At 64.7% G+C, this 18952-nt stretch carries 20 protein-coding genes; 15 read left to right on the forward strand and 5 right to left on the reverse strand.

Features of this window, described 5'->3' with window-relative positions:
* Positions 1-43: 43 nt before the first annotated feature.
* Complete coding sequence (gene zwf, locus CH278_RS17695; protein ID WP_094622467.1) at positions 44-1498, forward strand: glucose-6-phosphate dehydrogenase; 1455 nt, start codon at positions 44-46, stop codon at positions 1496-1498.
* A 30-nt stretch (positions 1499-1528) separates the two neighbouring features.
* Here zwf and CH278_RS17700 read toward each other — a convergent pair whose 3' ends face one another.
* On the reverse strand, positions 1529-2005 hold the full coding sequence (locus tag CH278_RS17700) for a hypothetical protein (protein ID WP_094622469.1): 477 nt from the start codon (positions 2003-2005) through the stop codon (positions 1529-1531).
* A gap of 126 nt (positions 2006-2131) precedes the next feature.
* On the opposite strand from CH278_RS17700, the gene thyX reads away from it, so the two are divergent.
* The 3 genes from thyX (at position 2132) to CH278_RS17715 (ending at position 5778) form a co-directional block, all read left to right on the forward strand.
* The gene (gene thyX, locus CH278_RS17705) at positions 2132-2911 is read left to right on the forward strand and encodes an FAD-dependent thymidylate synthase (protein ID WP_228139203.1); all 780 of its coding nucleotides are present in this window, start codon (positions 2132-2134) and stop codon (positions 2909-2911) included.
* Positions 2912-3010: 99 nt separating this feature from the next.
* Positions 3011-3919, forward strand: coding sequence for a 4-hydroxy-tetrahydrodipicolinate synthase (gene dapA / locus CH278_RS17710; protein ID WP_027496818.1), 909 nt, complete (start codon positions 3011-3013; stop codon positions 3917-3919).
* Positions 3920-4026: 107 nt separating this feature from the next.
* Entirely contained in the window at positions 4027-5778 is a 1752-nt protein-coding gene (locus CH278_RS17715) for a ribonuclease J (RefSeq protein ID WP_032366466.1), read from the forward strand.
* Between the two features lie 3 nt (positions 5779-5781).
* On the opposite strand, the gene CH278_RS17720 is transcribed toward CH278_RS17715, so the two are convergent.
* Positions 5782-6561, reverse strand: coding sequence for a sulfite exporter TauE/SafE family protein (locus tag CH278_RS17720; protein WP_094622471.1), 780 nt, complete (start codon positions 6559-6561; stop codon positions 5782-5784).
* A gap of 79 nt (positions 6562-6640) precedes the next feature.
* On the opposite strand from CH278_RS17720, the gene CH278_RS17725 reads away from it, so the two are divergent.
* Together CH278_RS17725 and CH278_RS17735 are read left to right on the forward strand one after the other, a co-directional pair.
* Entirely contained in the window at positions 6641-7264 is a 624-nt protein-coding gene (locus CH278_RS17725; RefSeq protein ID WP_094622473.1) for a TIGR03085 family metal-binding protein, read from the forward strand.
* 68 nt (positions 7265-7332) lie between these two features.
* On the forward strand, positions 7333-10023 hold the full coding sequence (locus tag CH278_RS17735; RefSeq protein ID WP_179274447.1) for an FtsK/SpoIIIE family DNA translocase: 2691 nt from the start codon (positions 7333-7335) through the stop codon (positions 10021-10023).
* Positions 10024-10109: 86 nt separating this feature from the next.
* Here the strand turns inward: CH278_RS17735 and CH278_RS17740 are convergent, their stop codons facing one another.
* Together CH278_RS17740 and CH278_RS17745 are read right to left on the reverse strand one after the other, a co-directional pair.
* Complete coding sequence (locus CH278_RS17740; RefSeq protein WP_027496823.1) at positions 10110-10394, reverse strand: YciI family protein; 285 nt, start codon at positions 10392-10394, stop codon at positions 10110-10112.
* A 41-nt stretch (positions 10395-10435) separates the two neighbouring features.
* The gene (locus CH278_RS17745) at positions 10436-11023 is read right to left on the reverse strand and encodes an amino-acid N-acetyltransferase (RefSeq protein WP_228139205.1); all 588 of its coding nucleotides are present in this window, start codon (positions 11021-11023) and stop codon (positions 10436-10438) included.
* Between the two features lie 110 nt (positions 11024-11133).
* Between CH278_RS17745 and pgsA the strand changes: the two genes are divergently transcribed.
* The 5 genes from pgsA (at position 11134) to CH278_RS27645 (ending at position 14522) form a co-directional block, all read left to right on the forward strand.
* Complete coding sequence (pgsA, locus tag CH278_RS17750; protein ID WP_371828142.1) at positions 11134-11820, forward strand: CDP-diacylglycerol--glycerol-3-phosphate 3-phosphatidyltransferase; 687 nt, start codon at positions 11134-11136, stop codon at positions 11818-11820.
* 219 nt (positions 11821-12039) lie between these two features.
* Positions 12040-12381 (forward strand): helix-turn-helix domain-containing protein, encoded by a 342-nt coding sequence (locus CH278_RS17755; RefSeq protein ID WP_027496826.1) that lies wholly within the window; start codon positions 12040-12042, stop codon positions 12379-12381.
* A 144-nt stretch (positions 12382-12525) separates the two neighbouring features.
* Positions 12526-13335: a PspA/IM30 family protein gene (locus CH278_RS17760; RefSeq protein ID WP_027496827.1), complete on the forward strand. Its 810-nt coding sequence runs from the start codon at positions 12526-12528 to the stop codon at positions 13333-13335.
* Between the two features lie 45 nt (positions 13336-13380).
* Entirely contained in the window at positions 13381-14250 is an 870-nt protein-coding gene (gene pspM, locus CH278_RS17765) for a phage shock envelope stress response protein PspM (RefSeq protein WP_230592957.1), read from the forward strand.
* Between the two features lie 98 nt (positions 14251-14348).
* Positions 14349-14522 (forward strand): hypothetical protein, encoded by a 174-nt coding sequence (locus CH278_RS27645; protein WP_027496829.1) that lies wholly within the window; start codon positions 14349-14351, stop codon positions 14520-14522.
* A 12-nt stretch (positions 14523-14534) separates the two neighbouring features.
* On the opposite strand, the gene CH278_RS17770 is transcribed toward CH278_RS27645, so the two are convergent.
* Positions 14535-15431, reverse strand: a complete 897-nt coding sequence (locus CH278_RS17770; protein ID WP_094622475.1) for a diacylglycerol kinase — start codon at positions 15429-15431, stop codon at positions 14535-14537.
* Between the two features lie 267 nt (positions 15432-15698).
* Here CH278_RS17770 and CH278_RS17775 point away from each other — a divergent pair, with 267 nt between their 5' ends.
* The 4 genes from CH278_RS17775 to recA all read left to right on the forward strand — a co-directional run bounded on the left by CH278_RS17775 (position 15699) and on the right by recA (position 18951).
* A complete protein-coding gene (locus CH278_RS17775) occupies positions 15699-16280 on the forward strand; it encodes a TetR/AcrR family transcriptional regulator (protein WP_032372827.1) in 582 nt (193 codons plus the stop codon).
* 65 nt (positions 16281-16345) lie between these two features.
* On the forward strand, positions 16346-17518 hold the full coding sequence (locus CH278_RS17780; RefSeq protein ID WP_094622529.1) for a glycosyltransferase: 1173 nt from the start codon (positions 16346-16348) through the stop codon (positions 17516-17518).
* 10 nt (positions 17519-17528) lie between these two features.
* Positions 17529-17720 (forward strand): DUF3046 domain-containing protein, encoded by a 192-nt coding sequence (locus CH278_RS17785; RefSeq protein ID WP_027496833.1) that lies wholly within the window; start codon positions 17529-17531, stop codon positions 17718-17720.
* A gap of 193 nt (positions 17721-17913) precedes the next feature.
* A complete protein-coding gene (recA, locus tag CH278_RS17790; protein WP_027496834.1) occupies positions 17914-18951 on the forward strand; it encodes a recombinase RecA in 1038 nt (345 codons plus the stop codon).
* The last annotated feature ends 1 nt before the right edge of the window (position 18952 follow it).

Consider the following 18952-nt stretch of genomic DNA (forward strand, 5'->3'; position numbering starts at 1 on the left):
TCCGGCGTGCGCTCGATCCGGATCGATGCCAGTATTTTCGAGCATGACCACTTTTCCGACAGGCATCGACACCGAACTTCCACCCCAGGTCGTCGTCCTGTTCGGGGCAACCGGAGATCTGGCCAAACGGAGATTGCTATCCGGGATGATGCATTTGGCGTTGTCCGAGCTGGCACCGAACATCCGCGTGGTGGGTACCTCGCTCGAAGAGATGTCCACCGACGAATTTCGAGCCCTTGCTCGCGAATCGATCAATGCGTACTCCAGCCGTAAAGTCGGCGACGAACAGTGGCGGCAGTTCGCGTCGCGGCTGACGTACGTCTCGCAGAAAGCCGGGCCGGCGGCGCTGGGTGCCGCGGTAGCAGAGGCCGAGATCGAACTCGGAGGCAACGCCAGGCGGTTGCACTACCTGTCGGTTCCGCCGAGAGCTGCACTGGCCGTAGTGGATACGCTCGCCTCCGCAGACCTGGTCAAGCGATCGCGCATCATCATGGAGAAGCCGTTCGGAACCGATCTGCAGAGCGCAATCGACCTGAACGCTCGCCTGCACGAGACCTTCGACGAAGAACAGATCTATCGAATCGATCACTTCCTCGGCAAGGAACCGGCGCAGAACATCCTGGCGTTCCGTTTCGCCAACGGGCTGTTCGAGCCGATCTGGAACCGCAACTTCATCGATCACGTTCAGATCGACATCCCGGAGGAGCTCGCCCTCGACAGTCGGGCCGGGTTCTACGAGTCCACCGGTGCGTACAAGGACATGGTCGTCACTCACCTGTTCCAGGTGCTCGCGTTCATGGCGATGGAACCGCCGACGGCGCTCGAACCGCGTGCGATCGGTGAAGAGAAGAACAAGGTGTTTCGATCGATGGTCCCGCTGGACCCGAAAAATGTTGTGCGCGGACAATATACGGGCTACCGCTCGGAGGAAGGTGTCGCCCCCGATTCCGACACCGACACGTTCGTCGCACTGAAATGCGAAATAGACAACTGGCGCTGGGCAGGTGTGCCGTTCTACCTCCGTAGCGGGAAACGTCTCGCCGAAGGCCAACGCATCATTTCGATAGCGTTCCGAGAGCCACCGAAGAGCATGTTCCCTGCCGGTTCGGGCGTCGGAGCGCAAGGTCCCGACCACCTCACCTTCGACCTGGCGGACGCATCGAAGGTGTCGCTGTCGTTCTACGGCAAGCGGCCCGGGCCCGGGATGCGGCTGGACAAACTGAGCATGCAGTTCGCCACTCACGAAACCGAACGCGCCGGCGACGTGCTCGAGGCCTACGAGCGGTTGATTCTCGACGCCATGTACGGCGACCACACGTTGTTCACGACGGCGCAGGGTATCGAACGACTGTGGCAGGTATCGGAGCCGTTGCTGGCCGATCCACCGCCGGTGCGCCTGTACTCACCGGGGTCGTGGGGCCCCAACGCAATTCATCAACTCATCGCGCCGCATGCCTGGCGGCTGCCGTTCGAGCGACAGTGGAGAGAGAAGAAGTAGAGGCGCGTCAAGAGACAGGGGAGAGAGCCCTCAGTTGTTCCAACCGCGGTCCTTGCGCATCTGATCTCGTAGCGCGCCCTGAACCGCTTGAGAGAGCCACGAGTTCAGGGACACCCCGCTGTTGTTCGCTGCGTCCTCGGCTCGTTCCTTGATCTGCTCGACGAGTCGGAGCGTGACGCGTCGTACCTCGCCCGAGACGTCGTCCATGGTCGGATACTCCTCGGCAACAGGCTCTTTCGGCTCGCTGGCGTGGTCCGATGTCGAATCGTTGCGTCGAACGTCTGCGTGTGCCTGCCCACCGTCCAGGCGGACGACCACGGTTCGATCGTCCAGTGCGTTCGACACCTCGGCCGCGAAGTCCGACAGGGCGGTCAGCAGCATCAACCGCGCCGACGCTTCCGCGGTCTTGCCGAGGGCATCGGCTGTCTGCCGGGTGTGTTCATCGCCCAACGCCGCCGCGGCCATCAAATCGGTGCGCAGAGTGTCGGTGTACTGGCTCAGTTCCATGACGCCAGTGTGACGTCACAGAAGGCGTCAGTCAAGGCGTCGGGTGATGTCAGGTCGACGTCACGACGGCGTCAGCGGTGGCGTCGTGCGCGGCAGGGTGCGGTCGTCGCCGTTTAGGGTTGGGCGGTGTCGTCAGAAATCAGAGGTCGAGCTGCGCCTCGAACAGTCGCGCTGAACGTGCAGTTGGTGGCCCGAACCGAGTTCGTCCCACCCGCCGACATCCCGTGGGAGACCGACGCGGACGGTGGGCAGGCGTTGGTGGAATTCGCAGGCAGAGCGTGTTACCAGAGTTGGTCGAAACCGAACCCTCGCACTGCGACCAATGCGTCGTATCTGCGTCATCTGCTCGACGTCGGACACCTGTCGGTGCTCGAGCACGCGAGCGTGAGCTTCTACATCACCGGTATCTCCCGGTCGTGCACACACGAGTTGATTCGGCATCGACATTTCTCGTACTCGCAGTTGTCGCAGCGCTTCGTACCCGAACACGATGCCAACGTGGTGCTTCCGCCGGCCGTGGAGGGCGATCCCGAGCTCGAAGCCCTGTTCGCATCGGCGACGGAGGCGAGTCGGGCCGCGTACAGCGAGTTGCTCGCTGCCCTCGACGGCAAACTGGAGTCGGTCACCAATGCTGCCTTGCGGGGCAAGCAGGCGCGGCAGGCCGCGAGATCGGTTCTGCCGAACGCGACCGAGACACGCGTGGTGGTGAGTGGTAACTATCGCGCCTGGCGGCATTTCGTGTCGATGCGGGCCTCGGAGCACGCGGACGTCGAAATCCGCCGCGTCGCCGTCGAATGTCTGCGTAAGCTCGTGGACGTGGCGCCCGACGTGTTCGGCGACTTCGAGATCACGACCCAGCCGGACGGAACGGAAGTCGCGCGCAGCCCCTTCGTCACCGAGGTCTAGGAATCGCGTTCGAGGCTCGAACGGACCGGCGCGGACCACCGGTGTCAGCGGGGAGTCCCGCTGCGTAGGAGTGGGTAAAGCACCGGGTAATCTGCTGCCATGACCTACGGTGACGCCGCTCCTTCCGTTGCGCCTGTGTTCGGTACGGTGCTCACCGCAATGGTGACCCCGTTCACTGCCGACGGGAAGTTGGATATCGACGCAGGCGTTCGGCTCGCGCATCATCTCGTCGAACAGGGAAACGACGGGCTGGTGCTGGCCGGGACGACGGGTGAGTCGCCCACCACCACCGAGAACGAGAAGCTCGAGCTGTTGCGCGCCGTGATCGCGGCTGTCGGACATCGGGCTCGAATCATCGCCGGGGCCGGGAGCAACGACACCGCACACAGCGTCGAACTGGCCCGTGATGCCGCTCGCGCCGGTGCGCACGGCCTGCTCGTGGTCACCCCGTACTACTCCAGGCCACCGCAGGCGGGCCTCTACGCCCACTTCACTGCGGTCGCCAACGCCACCGATCTGCCAGTGATGCTCTACGACATCCCGCCTCGATCGGTCGTCCCCATCGAGACCGAAACGCTGCGTCGGCTCGCCGAGCACCCCCGCATTCTTGCCGTCAAGGATGCGAAGGGCGATCTCAACGCCGGTGCCGAGCTGATCGCGTCGACCGGTCTGCAGTTCTACTCCGGCGACGACCCGCTGAACCTGCCCTGGCTCTCGGTCGGCGCCACCGGGTTCGTCAGCGTCATCGGGCACCTCGTTCCGGCCCGTCTGCGCGAACTCCACACCGCATTCATGATGGGCGACATCGCCCGCGCCCAAGCGATCAACGTCAGCCTCATCCCGGTCATCCGTTCGGTGGCACGCCTCGGCGGCGTCAGCGCATCGAAGGCAGGCCTGCGCCTCATCGGACTCGATGTCGGCGAACCACGACTTCCCCAGGTGCCACCGAGCATCGATCACATCGAATTGCTCGCAGCCGAGCTGCGGGCGGCAGGAGTTCTTGTATGACACGACCTAACAGATCGCGCGGACGCGCAACCCGAAACGCCGGACCGCCGTCCGAGCGTCCCGCTCCCAAGCAGGGCCAACCTTCGGGTGCCCGCCAGGGCAAGCCGATGGTGCAGAATTCCGCTCGGACGCAGCGTCCCGACAAGCGTCGTGAGTTCGACCCGACCGAGCGTCTCGGCACACCGCCGAAGGCTCCGTTCAAGGGCCTACGAGTGGTCGCGCTCGGCGGAATCGGCGAAATCGGTCGCAACATGACCGTCTTCGAGCATCAGGGCAAGATGCTGATCATCGACTGTGGCGTCCTGTTCCCCGAGGACCAGCAGCCGGGCGTCGACCTGATCCTGCCCGACTTCAGGCACATCGAGAACCGCATGGCCGATGTCGAGGCGGTGGTACTGACGCACGGTCACGAGGACCACATCGGCGCAGTCCCGTTTTTGCTTCGACTGCGTCCCGACCTGCCCGTCGTCGGATCGAAGTTCACCCTCGCGCTGGTCGCGGCCAAGTGCCGTGAACACCGGCTGCGGCCGAATCTCGTCGAGGTGATCGAGGGTCAACACACACAGCACGGGCCGTTCGACTGCGAGTACTTCGCCGTCAACCACTCCATTCCCGACGCCCTCGCGATCGCCATCAGAACCGACGCGGGACTGGTGCTGCACACCGGAGACATCAAGCTCGATCAGCTGCCGCTCGACGGTCGTCTGACAGACCTGGCCGGTTTCTCACGGCTCGGTGACGAGGGCGTGGACCTCTTCCTGGTCGACTCCACCAATGCCGAGGTGCCCGGATTCGTCACGCCGGAACGGGAGATCGGCGGAGTGCTCGACACCGTCATCGGCAAGGCGAAGCAGCGCGTCATCGTCGCGTCGTTCGCCAGTCACGTGCACCGCATCCAGCAGGTCATCGACGTGGCCGAGCGGTACAACCGTCGAGTGGCATTCGTCGGTCGTTCCATGGTGCGCAACATGCAGATCGCCCAGGATCTCGGTTATCTACGGGTGCCCGACGGCCTCGAGGTGAATGTCGATACCGCCGCGACGCTCCCGGACGACCGGTTGGTGCTCATCTCCACCGGTTCGCAGGGCGAGCCGTTGTCGGCGCTGTCCAGGATGGCTCGCGGCGAGCACCGTCAGATCAACGTCAAGGCCAACGATCTCGTGGTGCTGGCGTCGTCGCTGATCCCGGGCAACGAGAACTCCGTGTTCGCGGTGGTCAACGGCCTCGCCAAGCGTGGCGCGACCGTCGTGACGCAGCAGAACGCGAAAGTGCACGTCTCGGGTCACGCATCGGCAGGCGAATTGCTGTACCTCTACAACGCAGTGCGGCCGACCAACGCCATGCCGGTACACGGCGAGTGGCGTCACCTCCGGGCCAATGCGGCTCTGGCGAAGGCGACCGGCGTATCCGAGGACCGGATCGTCCTCGCCGAGGACGGCGTCGTTGTCGACATGGTCGACGGGCTCGCCGAGATCGTCGGGCAGGTCCCAGTCGGTCACGTCTACGTCGACGGCTTGTCGGTCGGCGATGTCGGAGATTCGACGCTGTCGGATCGTCTGGTGCTCGGCGAGGGCGGCTTCATCGCGATCAGCGTTGCCGTCGATTCGGCCACCGGCCGTGCAGTGACCGCACCCGAGGTGTCCGGTCGCGGATTCTCCGACGACCCGGCGGCCCTGAAAGAGGCCGGCCAGCTCGTGGAGGCCGAGCTGCAGCGGCTGGCCTCGGACGGCGTGTCCGACACCCACCGGATCGCTCAGGCCGTCCGCCGCGTCGTGGGCCGGTGGGTAGCGGACAAGTACCGGCGTAAGCCGATGATCGTTCCGACGATCATCGCGGTCAAGCCGCAACCGCAGTCCTAGAGTTCAGACGAGCAGTCGCCACAGGCCGATGAGGCCGAGGACGACGATGGCACCGCGCAGGGCCGCCGGCGACAGCCGGCGGCCGTAGCGTGCTCCCACAGCTCCGCCGATGAGGGAGCCGACCGCGATCAGACCGGCGGCTTGCCAGCTGATGTCGTCGAAGCGAAAAATCGTGAAAGCAACTGCTGCGACGATATTGACGACGAGTGAGAGCAAGTTCTTGGCAGCGTTCATGCGCTGCATGGATTCGGGGAGCAGCGCGCCCATCACTCCGATGAGCAGGATTCCCTGTGCTGCAGTGAAATAGCCCCCGTAGATGCCGACCAGCAGAGTTCCGACGGTAACCAGTGCCATGCGGCCGCGGCCGATGTGGCCGGCCGCCTTGCCGGCCGCTTCGGACCGACGTTTGGCCCAGGCCTGGATCTTCGGTTGTGCGACAACGAGAATCAACGCACCGATGAGCAACACCGGAACGACAGAGGCAAACACTTTTTCGGGCAGATGCAACAGCAGCCACGCGCCACCGAGTGCGCCGAAGAAAGAGGCGGGAAGCTGCCAACGCAGTCGGTGCCATTGTCCGCGAAGTTCCCGGCGATACCCCCAGGTACCCGAGACGCTTCCCGCCACCAGTCCGATGGCGTTGGACATCGTGGCGACCACCGGGGGATAGCCGAACGCAACCAGGGTGGGGAACGTGATCAACGTGCCCGAACCGACGACGGCGTTGATTGCACCGGCCCCGAGGCCGGCGAGCAGGATGACGAGAATTTCCGATACCGGCACTGTTGGGAGGTTACCCAGACGAAGGAGTAGGTCTCCCGGCAGGATGCCGCTCCTTCGGTGTAGCCGTAGCCTGGAGTACGTGAGCCTTGCCCAGGATGAACGTTCCCAGCTTGTTCGGACCCTTCTCGACGTCGGTCCCGATGCGCCGACACTGTGTGGTGAGTGGACTGCTGCCGATCTGGCCGCGCACCTCGTCGTTCGCGAACGGCGGCTCGATGCGTCGCCGGGTATCTTTCTCGGTCCGTTGTCCGGATACACGGAGCGGGTTCAGCGTTCCGTCGCGAATCGACCGTTCGCGTCGGTGGTCGAGGACGTTCGCACCGGGCCGCCGATGTGGTCGCCGTTCGCTCTGCTGGATCCACTGATCAACCTCGGTGAGATGTTCGTGCATCACGAGGATCTGCGCCGCGCGGTAGGGAACTGGACCCGACGGGTTCTGCCCAGCGCGGTCGAGTCCCGACTGTGGCCCCAGGTGCGGTTGATCGGACGAGCAGGGCACCGCTCGGCACCGGTCCCGGTGCATGTCCGCACCCCGGACGGCCGACAGGCCACCTTCAAGGGTGGCTCGGGCCCGGGTGTGACGGTGTTGGGGGAGCCCTCCGAACTCCTTCTCTATGCGTTCGGTCGGGACCAGGTAGAGGTCGTGTACGAAGGTTCTGCGAACGATGTCGCCGCCGTGAAGGCGCTCGACCTGAGTTTCTGACGCACATCCGTCGTTGTTACTGGTGTTGCGGATGGTTTCGACGGGGCTGTTGCGACTAGCCTGGGGGCATGGCAGGAAAGACCAGCACCTCCACCGCCAGGGCCGGATCCAGCGGATCCGGCTCCTCGCGCGCGTCCGGTACCTCTCGTAAGTCCGGTACCGGACGCACGGCTCGAACCGTCACGACACCGAAGAAGCCCACCGCGCCCCGCAACCCGGCGACCACGCGGGCAAGCGCATCGTCTCGCGGTAAGGCACCCGCGAGAGGTGCTGCGTCGCGGCGGCCCCCCACGAAAAAGAAGTCCCGCGGTGCGCTCGACGCGATCGGTCGTGGAATCGCGTCCACGTGGTCGATGGCGGCACGAGGTGTCGGTGCCACGACACGCACCGTCAGCAAGGCCGCGGACATCGAGCACGGTCACCGACGTGACGGAATCGCCCTCGGGCTCATCGCCGTCAGCGTCGTCGTCGCCGCAAGCGTCTGGTTCAGTGCCGGCGGCCCGGTCGGTGAGTGGATCGAGGTAGGGATCCGTGCCGTCATCGGCGACGCCGGCTACGTCGCACCCGTGCTGGGGGTCGCGATCGCCGTCGTGCTGATGCGTTCAGAGCCTCGCCCCGACGTGAGACCACGCCTGGTTCTGGGCTCGATACTGCTGGGCTTGCCCGTTCTCGGGCTGTGGCACATGGCGGCGGGGTCACCGACCGACGCCACCGGTCGGTCCGAGGGAGCGGGCTTCGTCGGCTACGTTGCGGGCGGACCCATCGCCGACGGCCTGACGGTGTGGCTCGCCGTACCGTTGCTGCTGCTCGCCGGCCTGTTCGGCGTGCTGCTGCTCACCGGCACCACGGTACGAGACGTACCGGACCGGATGCGGGCACTGTTCGGTACCGACAGTCGAGGCGACGAATACGACGAGTACGACCCGGCCGATTTCGGTTCGGAATTCGGCGACGAGGGCTACGGAGACTACGACTCGAACTTCGATGCCGACGGATACCCGGTGCACGGCACCACCGACCCGTACGACAACTATCCGACCGAGGAGTACATCCCGGTCGTCAAGCCATCACGCGCTCGCAAGACCCCGGCACCGGCACCGGAGGCCCCCACCGAGGTCATGACGCCTGCCGCGGCCGCGCCGGTCCCGGTGCCCGAGCCTGCCGCGCCCCCACGGCCGAAGCCCAAGCCGATCGTCAAGGCCGCCGAACCCAAGCCGGCTGCCGACGACGACAAGATCGTCGTCGATCGCGTCGTCGACGGCGACTACACGCTGCCGTCGTTGTCGCTGCTCATCGACGGCGATCCGCCCAAGACGCGCAGCCAGGCGAACGACGCGATGATCGAGGCCATCTCCGAGGTCCTCGAGCAGTTCAAGATCGACGCTGCGGTCACCGGATTCACCCGCGGACCGACGGTCACCCGCTACGAGGTGGAGCTCGGACCGGGCGTCAAGGTCGAGAAGATCACTGCGCTGGCTCGCAACATCGCCTACGCGGTCGCGACCGACAACGTGCGATTGCTCGCCCCGATCCCCGGCAAGTCCGCCGTCGGTATCGAGGTGCCGAACTCGGATCGCGAGATGGTCCGCCTGGCCGATGTGCTGACCGCCCCGTCGACCCGCAAGGATCACCACCCTCTGGTGATCGGCCTCGGCAAGGACATCGAAGGCGATTTCGTCAGTGCCAACCTGGCGAAGATGCCGCACCTGCTGGTGGCGGGATCCACCGGTTCGGGTAAATCGAGCTTCGTGAACTCGATGCTCGTGTCGCTGCTGGCACGGGCGACACCCGACGAGGTCCGGATGATTCTGATCGACCCGAAGATGGTCGAGTTGACGCCGTACGAGGGCATCCCGCACCTCATCACGCCGATCATCACGCAGCCGAAGAAGGCTGCCGCGGCCCTGGCCTGGCTGGTCGAGGAGATGGAGCAGCGCTACCAGGACATGCAGATCAACAAGGTCCGGCACATCGACGACTTCAACAAGAAGGTGCGGTCCGGCGAGATCACCGCACCGTTGGGCAGCGAACGCGTCTACCGGCCGTACCCCTACATCCTGGCCATCGTCGACGAGCTTGCCGACCTGATGATGACCGCTCCTCGCGACGTCGAGGAAGCGATCGTGCGCATCACCCAGAAGGCGCGCGCCGCAGGTATCCACCTGGTGCTCGCCACGCAGCGTCCGTCCGTCGACGTCGTCACCGGTCTGATCAAGACGAACGTGCCCTCACGTCTGGCATTCGCCACGTCGTCGTTGACCGACTCGCGAGTCATCCTCGATCAGCCCGGAGCCGAAAAATTGATCGGCATGGGCGACGCGCTGTTCCTGCCGATGGGTGCGGGCAAGCCGACGCGTCTGCAGGGTGCGTTCATCACGGACGAGGAAATCTCGGCCGTCGTCGACTTCGCCAAGAATCAGGCCGAGCCCGAGTACAACGACACCGTCACCGCCGCGAAGGTCTCGGACAAGAAGGACGTCGACCCCGACATCGGTGACGACCTCGACGTGCTGCTGCAAGCCGTCGAACTCGTCGTCACCAGCCAGTTCGGTTCCACGTCGATGCTGCAGCGCAAGCTACGCGTCGGATTCGCCAAGGCAGGACGTCTGATGGACCTCATGGAGAACCGCGGCGTCGTGGGTCCGAGCGAGGGCTCGAAAGCCCGCGAAGTACTTGTCAAGCCCGACGAACTCGACGGATTGCTGTGGTCCATCAAGGGCGGGGACCCGGACGAGCAGCCGGCGTCCGAGGAGTTCTGACGGGCTCTACACCTGCGTGAATGGACCATTGCAGCCGTCTGGGCGGTGCAATGGTCCATTCACGCAGAACGGGTGGGCGAGCAGACTCAGGCCGTGAACGCGCCCATCACCGGTGTCCATTCGTGGAAGTCTGCCGACTCGATGAGGTTCTCGACCGCGAAGGGATCCTGGGCGAACAGTGATTCCACGGATGCGGCGTCCGGGCCGTCCACGAGCAGCAGAGCGCCGCTGTCGTCGGCGAACGGGCCACTGGAGACGAGCGTCTTCTTCTCCAACAAGTCGGCCAGCCACGCCCGGTGTGCGGCGCGATGGGTGTCGCGGCCCTCGGTGGTCGTGGGGGAGTACGTGTAGGTGACGGCGATCAGGGGCATGGAGCTCACTTCCGGATTCGAGGGGTGTCCGGAGAATTCTGTCAGAGCGAAAGCAGCATGCGTGTGTTGCCCAATGTGTTCGGCTTGACGTAGCTCAGGTCGAGAAACTCTGCGACGCCGGTGTCGTAGGACCGGCACATCTCCGCGTACACCTCGGCAGTGACGGGCGTTCCCTCGATTTCGGAGAAGCCGTGCCGGGCGAAGAAATCCACTTCGAAGGTCAGCACGAACACCTTCTGCAGCGCGAGCTCGCGTGCCACCTCGATGAGTTTGGCGACGATCAGGTGGCCGGCTCCGTGCCCCTTGGCTGCGGGGTCGACTGCCACCGTGCGTACCTCACCCAGGTCCGCCCAGAGCACGTGCAGAGCTCCGCATCCGATGACTTCGCCTGCGCGCTCGGCAATCCAGAACTCCTGCACTGCCTCGTACAGCGTCACCAGGTTCTTCTCGAGCAGGATTCGGCCCGCGTAGATGTCGATCAGCCGCTTGATCTCGGGAATGTCGGAGGTTCGGGCTCGACGCACGACCAGGGTGGCGTCGCCGATGGACGTGCCGTCCACGGTGTCGGAATACTCGTCGGATTCGGGATCGGCAGTGTCGCGACTCGCCCGATTCGGCCCAGAAGTCATGTGGTGAACAGTAGTCACCGATGCAACCGATAAACTTTCCGTGTGTCGTTCAGCGAGCAGTGTCCCCGTCTCGACGGGTCGGTGCTGCCCGAACGCCCACACACCATCGAATGTCCGGTCCGCGGCCGAGAAGCGGCTTCGTGACCGGCCCGACAGCGCCGGGCCACGGTGTTCCATCCGGCGGTGCCTCGCCCAGTGCGGGGCTGCCGCACGGCAACGCTGCTCCGGGCGGATCGGACGCCGTCCCGCTGCTCAACATCGCCAACGTGCTGACCGTGCTGCGCATCGCTCTGGTTCCGGTCTTTCTTGCGGCACTGTTCGTCGGAGACGGTCACGACACCTCGTGGCGGTTGGCGGCGACGGCGATCTTCGCCGCAGCGGCCATCACCGACCGGATCGACGGCCAACTCGCCCGCAAGTACGGACTCGTCACCGATTTCGGGAAGATGGCCGACCCCATCGCCGACAAGGCGCTGATCGGCGCTGCCCTCGTCGGACTGTCGATGTTGGGCGATCTGTCCTGGTGGGTGACGGCGATCATCGGGGTACGCGAAATAGGCATCACTGCGGTCCGTTTCGCCGTCATTCGTCACGGAGTCATTCCGGCCGGTCGTGGCGGCAAGGTCAAGACACTGGTCCAGACATTCGCGATCGGCGTGTATCTGTGTCCGCTGCCCAGCGCAGTCGATCCAGTGGCGGTGGCGCTGATGGCTCTGGCGGTTCTGCTGACCGTGTACACCGGCCTGGACTACGTGGTTCAGGCGATTCGGTTGCGCCGGGGTGTGTCCTCGGTGTGAGTGCATTCGACGGGCGTCCACGAGGCGATGCGGGAAGTTACAGTTCTGACAGCCGTGTCGGAGCCCCTTCGGCGCGTGTCGGAGGCGACGGGCATATAGGGTCGGGAACCAATCGGGCCGGCTGGGACGTTGACCCTACGACGGCTCCGAACGAACGATACGAACGTGGTCGTCTCGACGGCACAGTCGTCGGCAACAGCACCAACGAGGAGGAGCGAGATGGCGCTGCTATTGCGTGAAGCACTCGGCGACAGTTTGCGGCGTACTCGCGTCGCACAGAGCCGCACCCTGCGTGAAGTCTCGAACACCGCGCGTGTGAGCCTCGGCTACCTCTCCGAGGTGGAGCGTGGTCGCAAGGAAGCGTCGAGCGAACTGCTCGCAGCGATCTGCGATGCTCTCGCCGTTCCTCTCTCCGACGTGATGAGCGACGTGAGTATCACGCTGTCGGATGCATCCACCGCTGCTGTCCGTGCCGAGGAATCGGCTGTGGCCACCCGCATCGACGGAGATACACGAGTCGTGATTCCGGCACCTGCTGCCAGAGCTCTCGCCGCCGCCTAAGATCGAACGAGTAGCCGAAGTCGGCTGCCGGCCCCACCGAATCACCCGAACATCACTGCACTGACAGGTTCATTTCGGTCACTGCGACAGCAGCCGACCCGTACGCGGCCACCGCGGCGCAACAGATGGAGGCAGGACCACCCCATGGCTAATCCTTTCGTCAAGGCCTGGAAATACATGATGGCGCTCTTCAATTCCAAGATCGACGAGAAGGCCGACCCCAAGGTCCAGATTCAGCAGGCGATCGAAGACGCGCAGCGGCAGCACCAGGCGCTGTCGCAGCAGGCGGCGTCCGTCATCGGCAATCAGCGTCAGCTCGAGATGAAGCTCAGCAGGCAGCTGGACGAGGTCGAGAAGCTCAACGCCAACGCTCGTCAGGCCGTGACGCTGGCCGATCAGGCCGCCACAGCAGGTGACGTCGAGAAGGCCACGCAGTACACCAACGCGGCCGAGGCGTTCGCGGCTCAGCTCGTGACCGCCGAGCAGAGCGTCGAGGACCTCAAGGTTCTGCACGACCAGTCCCTGCAGGCTGCCACACAGGCCAAGAAAGCCGTCGAGCAGAACGCGATGGCCCTGCAGTCGAAGGTCGCCGAGCGCACCAAACTGCTCAGCCAGCTCGAGCAGGCGAAGATGCAGGAGAAGGTCAGCGAATCGCTGCGCTCGATGGACAGCACGTTGTCGGCACCGGGAAATACCCCGAGTCTCGATGCGGTGCGCGACAAGATCGAGCGTCGTTACGCAGACGCGCTCGGTTCCGCCGAACTCGCTCAGAACTCCGTGTCCGGACGCATGCTCGAGGTTCAGCAGGCATCTGTGCAGATGGCCGGTCACAGCCGGCTCGAGCAGATCCGTGCCTCCATGGCCGGTGACTCCCTGCCCACGGGTAATTCCGCCGCCAAGCCGTCGATCGCCAAGGCCCCGGACGCAACGCCCGAGCCGCCGGCACAGGCGTGATCGACCGAACGCGAAGTTCGTTCGAGTAGACAGTAGTTCCGACACATGAGCAACAAGAATCACGAACCCGGCCGGTCGCGTAAGCGGCCGGCCGTTTCGCTGGACAGGGAGACGGTGACAGCCGCCGTTGCCGAATCCGGAGCGGTGGTCCGGTCTCTGGCCGAGACAGCGCGGGCCGCAGGAACCTCACTGCTCGATGCCGCCGGCCGTCGTAAGGACCCACGTGCCAAGCACCTGAAGAAGATTCGACGGGCTCGCCGGCGAAGTATCAGGTTCGGGGCCGCGTCGACGACCACTGCGGTGAGTACTGCGGGGATCGCAGCCTTGTCGGCTCCGGAATGGACTCTGTTCGTCGGTGGTGGTTCTGCCGCGCTCTTGGCCGTTCCTGCTGTGTACGCCTTCGGTCGTTTGCGGCGACTGCGAGGTCAACCGGTTCCGGTGGGACTGCCCGGCAGGCGTTCGTTACCGCAGCGTGGATCTGCCGCCTTCGAGCCGATGTCACGATTGGCGGGCGCAGAGCAGAGTCTGTTCGAGCTGCTCGGAATTCTGGCGCGATCGGGCACCATCGCCCCCGAGGACGTCGAAGAGATGATCGGCGTTGCCTCGGATGCGGTGAGGGGCTTGGAAGGTGTTGCCGTCGATATTGCGGCCCTCGAACGTGCGGGAGCGGCAAGCGCATCGACACGCACGCATCTACGGCCCGGAATCGAGGCTGCAGCAAGCGATCTCGCTGCCGGAGTGGACCAGTACGAGGATCTCGTCGCCGCTGCAGCCCGGATGACCGGACCGGCCGGGTCCACGTCGAAGAACGTGGTGGAATCTCATCGCCGAGAATTGTTGTCCGCCACCGATCGACTGCAAGGGTGGGCCGACGCGCTCACCGAACTCGACGAAATCCGGTCACGACACCGGTGAGAAGATCAGGGTTCACCCCGATGTGTTCGCCGTGATCGGCTGCCAGTATCGACATAACGCGATACGACCCGGTGCGCGTCACACGGTAGGAGCCGTTCATGTTCTGGAAGATTCTCGGATTCATCGTTCTCGTCTGGATCGCACTTGCCTTGCTGGGCAGCATCATCAAGGGCTTGTTCTGGTTGGTCGTGGCCGGGGCCATCGTCTTCGGGCTGGTGTGGCTGTACAAGGCCATCTCCTCCGGTCACGACCGTTCGTCGCTGAAATACTGACTGCCGACCGCGTTACGTGCGCAGTGGGGAATCCGCTCCGACGAACACTCGCAACGCACGCGGCACGCATTCGATTGTGACGGGTAATTCTGCGATGCGTTCGCCGTCTGCGTACGCCACCATGTCGTCGCAGCGCACGGTCACGTTCCGGGCGCTGTAGACCTCGACCTCCGGAAGGTCGACGTGGGCACCCCGATACAACGTCGGCGACAGCGCAAGCAGTCGCGTTCGACTCACATCCCGGACGACAGTGATGGCGAACAGCCCGTCGTCCACTCGTGCGGTCGGGCAGATGGCCATGCCGCCGCCGTAGCTGCTGCCATTTCCGACGGCGACGAGAACGGCATCCAGGTGCAGCTCGGCGTCATCCAATTCTATTGTGTACGAAAGTGTTCGGAGAGCAGCCAACTGCAATATCATGGCCGCGTTGTACCGCAGCGGGCCGGCAAGCCACTGCAGGCGGCCGGCGCGCTCGGTGACCAGTGAATCGAAGCCGCTCGACAGGACCGTACCGAACCAGCGCGTCCCGACCCTACCGAGATCTATCGACGTCACGACTCCGTCGACCACGAGATCCGCTGCGCGGGTGGGATCGTCGAGGGGGACCCCGAGCGTCCGGGCCAAATCGTTGCCTGTGCCCGCAGGAATCAGTCCGAGCGGAGTGTCGGTTCCCGCGATCACCTGTAACGCGAGATTGACGACCCCGTCGCCGCCCACGGCAACGACGGCATCCGTCCCGCACCCGACGGCTCGCTTCAACAACTCCAGCGCATCACCCGCCGTTCGGCCCTCGACGGTCGAGACGTCGAGTTCACGCTCGCGCAGACGCGTCACGGCGCGCCGTGCTGCGTGGACTGCTCGACCACCGCCGGCCGTGGGATTGGTCAGAACGGTCACCGATCGCGTCATGCAAGCTCGAATTCGTCGGTCACTCGATCAGCTTGCCAGGGTCGAGGTTTCCTGCGCAGGTCGGCGGCGTGATCGGCACCCGACAATGGCACCGAAGAATACGGACGGACGGGCCGACGGTCACTGTGCAACACGGTGTCGCTGTTACTGTGAGGTATAGTAACGACACGAAATGTTTCCGAGTGAAGTACCTACTTCCGACCGTTGTGCGAAGGGTGATCTGTGATCGAGCAGCAGGTGTCGACTCCCGCCTCGGTCGAGTCCTCCCTGGAGGCAGCACCCGAGAAGTCGGTGGAGGACACCGTTCTCGACGCCGCACGCTCGTGCATCCTCGAACGAGGAGTCAAGCGCACGACCCTCGCCGAGATCGCACGACGCGCCAAAGTCAGCAGGCCCACGGTGTATCGGCGGTGGGCCGATACCCGAGCAGTGGTGTCGAGCCTGCTCACCCGTGAGATCGCTGCCCTGATTCCCGACTTCGACGCCACCGCGTCCGGACGCGAGCAGATCGTCGTTGCTGTGGTTCAGGCGGGAGATCGAATAAGGCAGCATCCGCTGTTCGTCAAGATTCTGCGGTCGGACTCGGACGTGCTCGCGACCTACATTCTGCACCGCCTCGGTACCAGCCAATCGTTGATCATCGATGCGGTGGCGCGTCTTGTCGAAGCGGGACAACGTGATTCGTCGATCCGCGACGGGGATCCGAATACCCTGGCGACGCTCGTCCTGCTCATGGTCCAGTCCGCCGTCCAGTCCGCCGAGATGGTGTCCGAACGGGTTCCGGGTGGCGAGGTGGTACGCCAGATGGCGGACGCCGTCGACGCCTACCTTCGTCCCGACAAAGCCTGACCGTCGGTGCCGCTGCCCGGCACCATCGGTGATCGTCCAGCGCGGCGATGTGGCACGCTGAGCGCGTGCGAGTAGCAGTGGTGGCCGGCCCGGACCCAGGACATGCGTTTCCCGCTATCGCCTTGTCGCTGTTGTTCGAGCGGGCGGGTGACGATCCGGTCCTGTTCACCGGAAGCCGGTGGGTCGGCGACGCCAGAGCGGCCGGTCTTCGCACGCTCCCACTGGGTGGCCTGCTACCGCGACCGGAGGACGACGATCTCGATGCCGGGCAGCGCATTCATTCGCGCGCAGCCTTTGTCGCGACAGAACTGTTGCCGGACCTCGATCGCGAGAACGTCGATCTGGTGGTCTCCGATATTCTCACGGCCGGAGGCGGAATGGCTGCCGAGCGATTGGGAATTCCCTGGGTCGAGCTCTCGCCCCACCCGCTGTATTCGCCATCGAAGGGGTTGCCGCCCATCGGAAGTGGGCTCGCGCCCGGACGCGGTGTTCGGGGTCGTCTTCGCGATACGGTGATGCGCGCGTTGACGGCGCGCTCTATCGCCCGCGGGCAGCAACAGCGCGCCGACGCCCGAGTGAGCATCGGACTCCCCGCACGCGATCCCGGGCCGGCTGCTCGGCTCATCGCCACCATTCCCGCACTCGAAGTGCCGCGGCCCGACTGGCCGAGGGATGCCCATGTGGTAGGGCCACTGCTGTGGGAGCCCACCGACGAATTGCTCGACGTCCCCGCCGGCGATACGCCGCTGGTGATGGTGGCCCCGTCGACGGCGTTCACCGGGGCCGAGGGAATGTTGGAGATGGCTCTGAAGGGATTGGACGGCACAGGCGTCCGGGTAGTGGCCTCGGTGCTCGACGGGGGCCCCGACGACGTGCCGGAATGGGCGAATGCCGGACTCGGTCGCCAGGACGAATTGCTGCGCCGCGCCGATGTCGTGGTGTGCGGAGGTGGTCACGGCATGTTGGCCAAGGCGCTCATCCACGGAGTTCCAGTGGTCACCGTGCCGGGCGGCGGCGATCAGTGGGAGCTGGCGAACCGGGCCGTTCGGCAGGGGAGTGCCGTACTGGTGCGCCCCGCCACCGCGGGTGCAATTGCCGACGCCGTGTCCGCCGTGCTGTCCGACCCTCGTCATGCGGCGGCAGCGACCTCGGCGGCTGCAGGCGCGCATCACGTCGAGGATCCTGTCTCGGTCTGCCGCGAGGTGCTCGCCGGTAGCGACGCCGAGGGCGGGCGTTAGGCTGATCGATGTGCGTCTGACCGAATTTCGTGAACTGCTCACCGAGGAGTTCGGCTCCGTTCGAGGCAATTCCCTGCTCGCCGATCATGTGCTGTCCGGTATCGGACGGACGGGCGCGCAGGCCATCGAAGACGGTGTCGACCCGCGGGAAGTATGGCGGTCGATCTGTTACGAGTTCGATGTGCCCAAGGAACGTTGGTAGCTCCACCGCATCGGCTCGAGTCGCTCGGCGTGTCGAAAGCCGTGGTAGTTGACTCGAACACGTGTTCGCCTATGCTGATGTCAACGGTTGCTGGCCGGTCTCGAAGAACTTCTTGTCGGTACCCCGTTCTAGCGTTACCGCCAACAAGCTGATCGACAGACACAGCTGAACGAAACGACACAGGGAGCTCACGATGGCTGCATACGACCGCGACAAAGCGCTTGATCTCGCACTCGCGCAGATCGACAAGAATTTCGGTAAGGGCTCGGTGATGCGCCTCGGCGACGAGGTCCGTCAGCCCATCGCCGTCATCCCCACGGGATCGATCGCGCTCGACGTGGCACTCGGCATCGGAGGTCTGCCCCGCGGCCGAGTCATCGAGGTCTACGGTCCTGAGTCCTCGGGTAAGACCACCGTCGCATTGCACGCGGTGGCCAGCGCTCAGCGTGCCGGCGGAATCGCCGCGTTCATCGATGCCGAGCACGCGCTCGATCCCGACTACGCGAAGAAGCTCGGTGTCGACACCGACGCACTGTTGGTCTCGCAGCCCGACACCGGTGAGCAGGCCCTGGAAATCGCCGACATGTTGATTCGCTCCGGTGCCCTCGACATCCTCGTCGTCGACTCGGTGGCCGCACTGGTACCGCGCGCCGAGATCGAAGGCGAGATGGGTGACAGTCACGTGGGTCTGCAGGCCCGTCTGATGAGCCAGGCGCTGCGCAAGATCACCGGTGCCATGAGCAACTCCGGTACCACCGTGATCTTCATCAACCAGTTGCGCGAAAAGATCGGCGTCATGTTCGGTTCCCCCGAAACCACCACCGGTGGTAAGGCATTGAAGTTCTATGCCTCGGTACGTCTGGACATCCGTCGGATCGAGACGCTGAAGGACGGAACCGAGGCCATCGGTAACCGCACCCGTGTCAAGGTCGTCAAGAACAAGGTCGCGCCGCCTTTCAAGCAGGCCGAATTCGACATCATCTACGGCAAGGGCATCAGCCGTGAAGGCTCGTTGATCGACATGGGTGTCGAGCACGGGTTCATCCGCAAGTCGGGCTCGTGGTTCACCTACGAAGGCGATCAGCTCGGACAGGGCAAGGAGAACGCCCGTAAGTTCATGCTCGAGAATCCCGATGTGCGTGACGAAATCGAGAAGAAGATCATGGAGAAGCTGCAGATCGGTGCGGACGTCACCGCAGAGGAGCCCGCAGCTGCTCCGGTCGACTTCTAAC

The organism is Rhodococcus sp. 05-2254-5 (assembly GCF_002258575.1).
GTDB classification, from domain to species: Bacteria; Actinomycetota; Actinomycetes; order Mycobacteriales; family Mycobacteriaceae; genus Rhodococcoides; species Rhodococcoides fascians.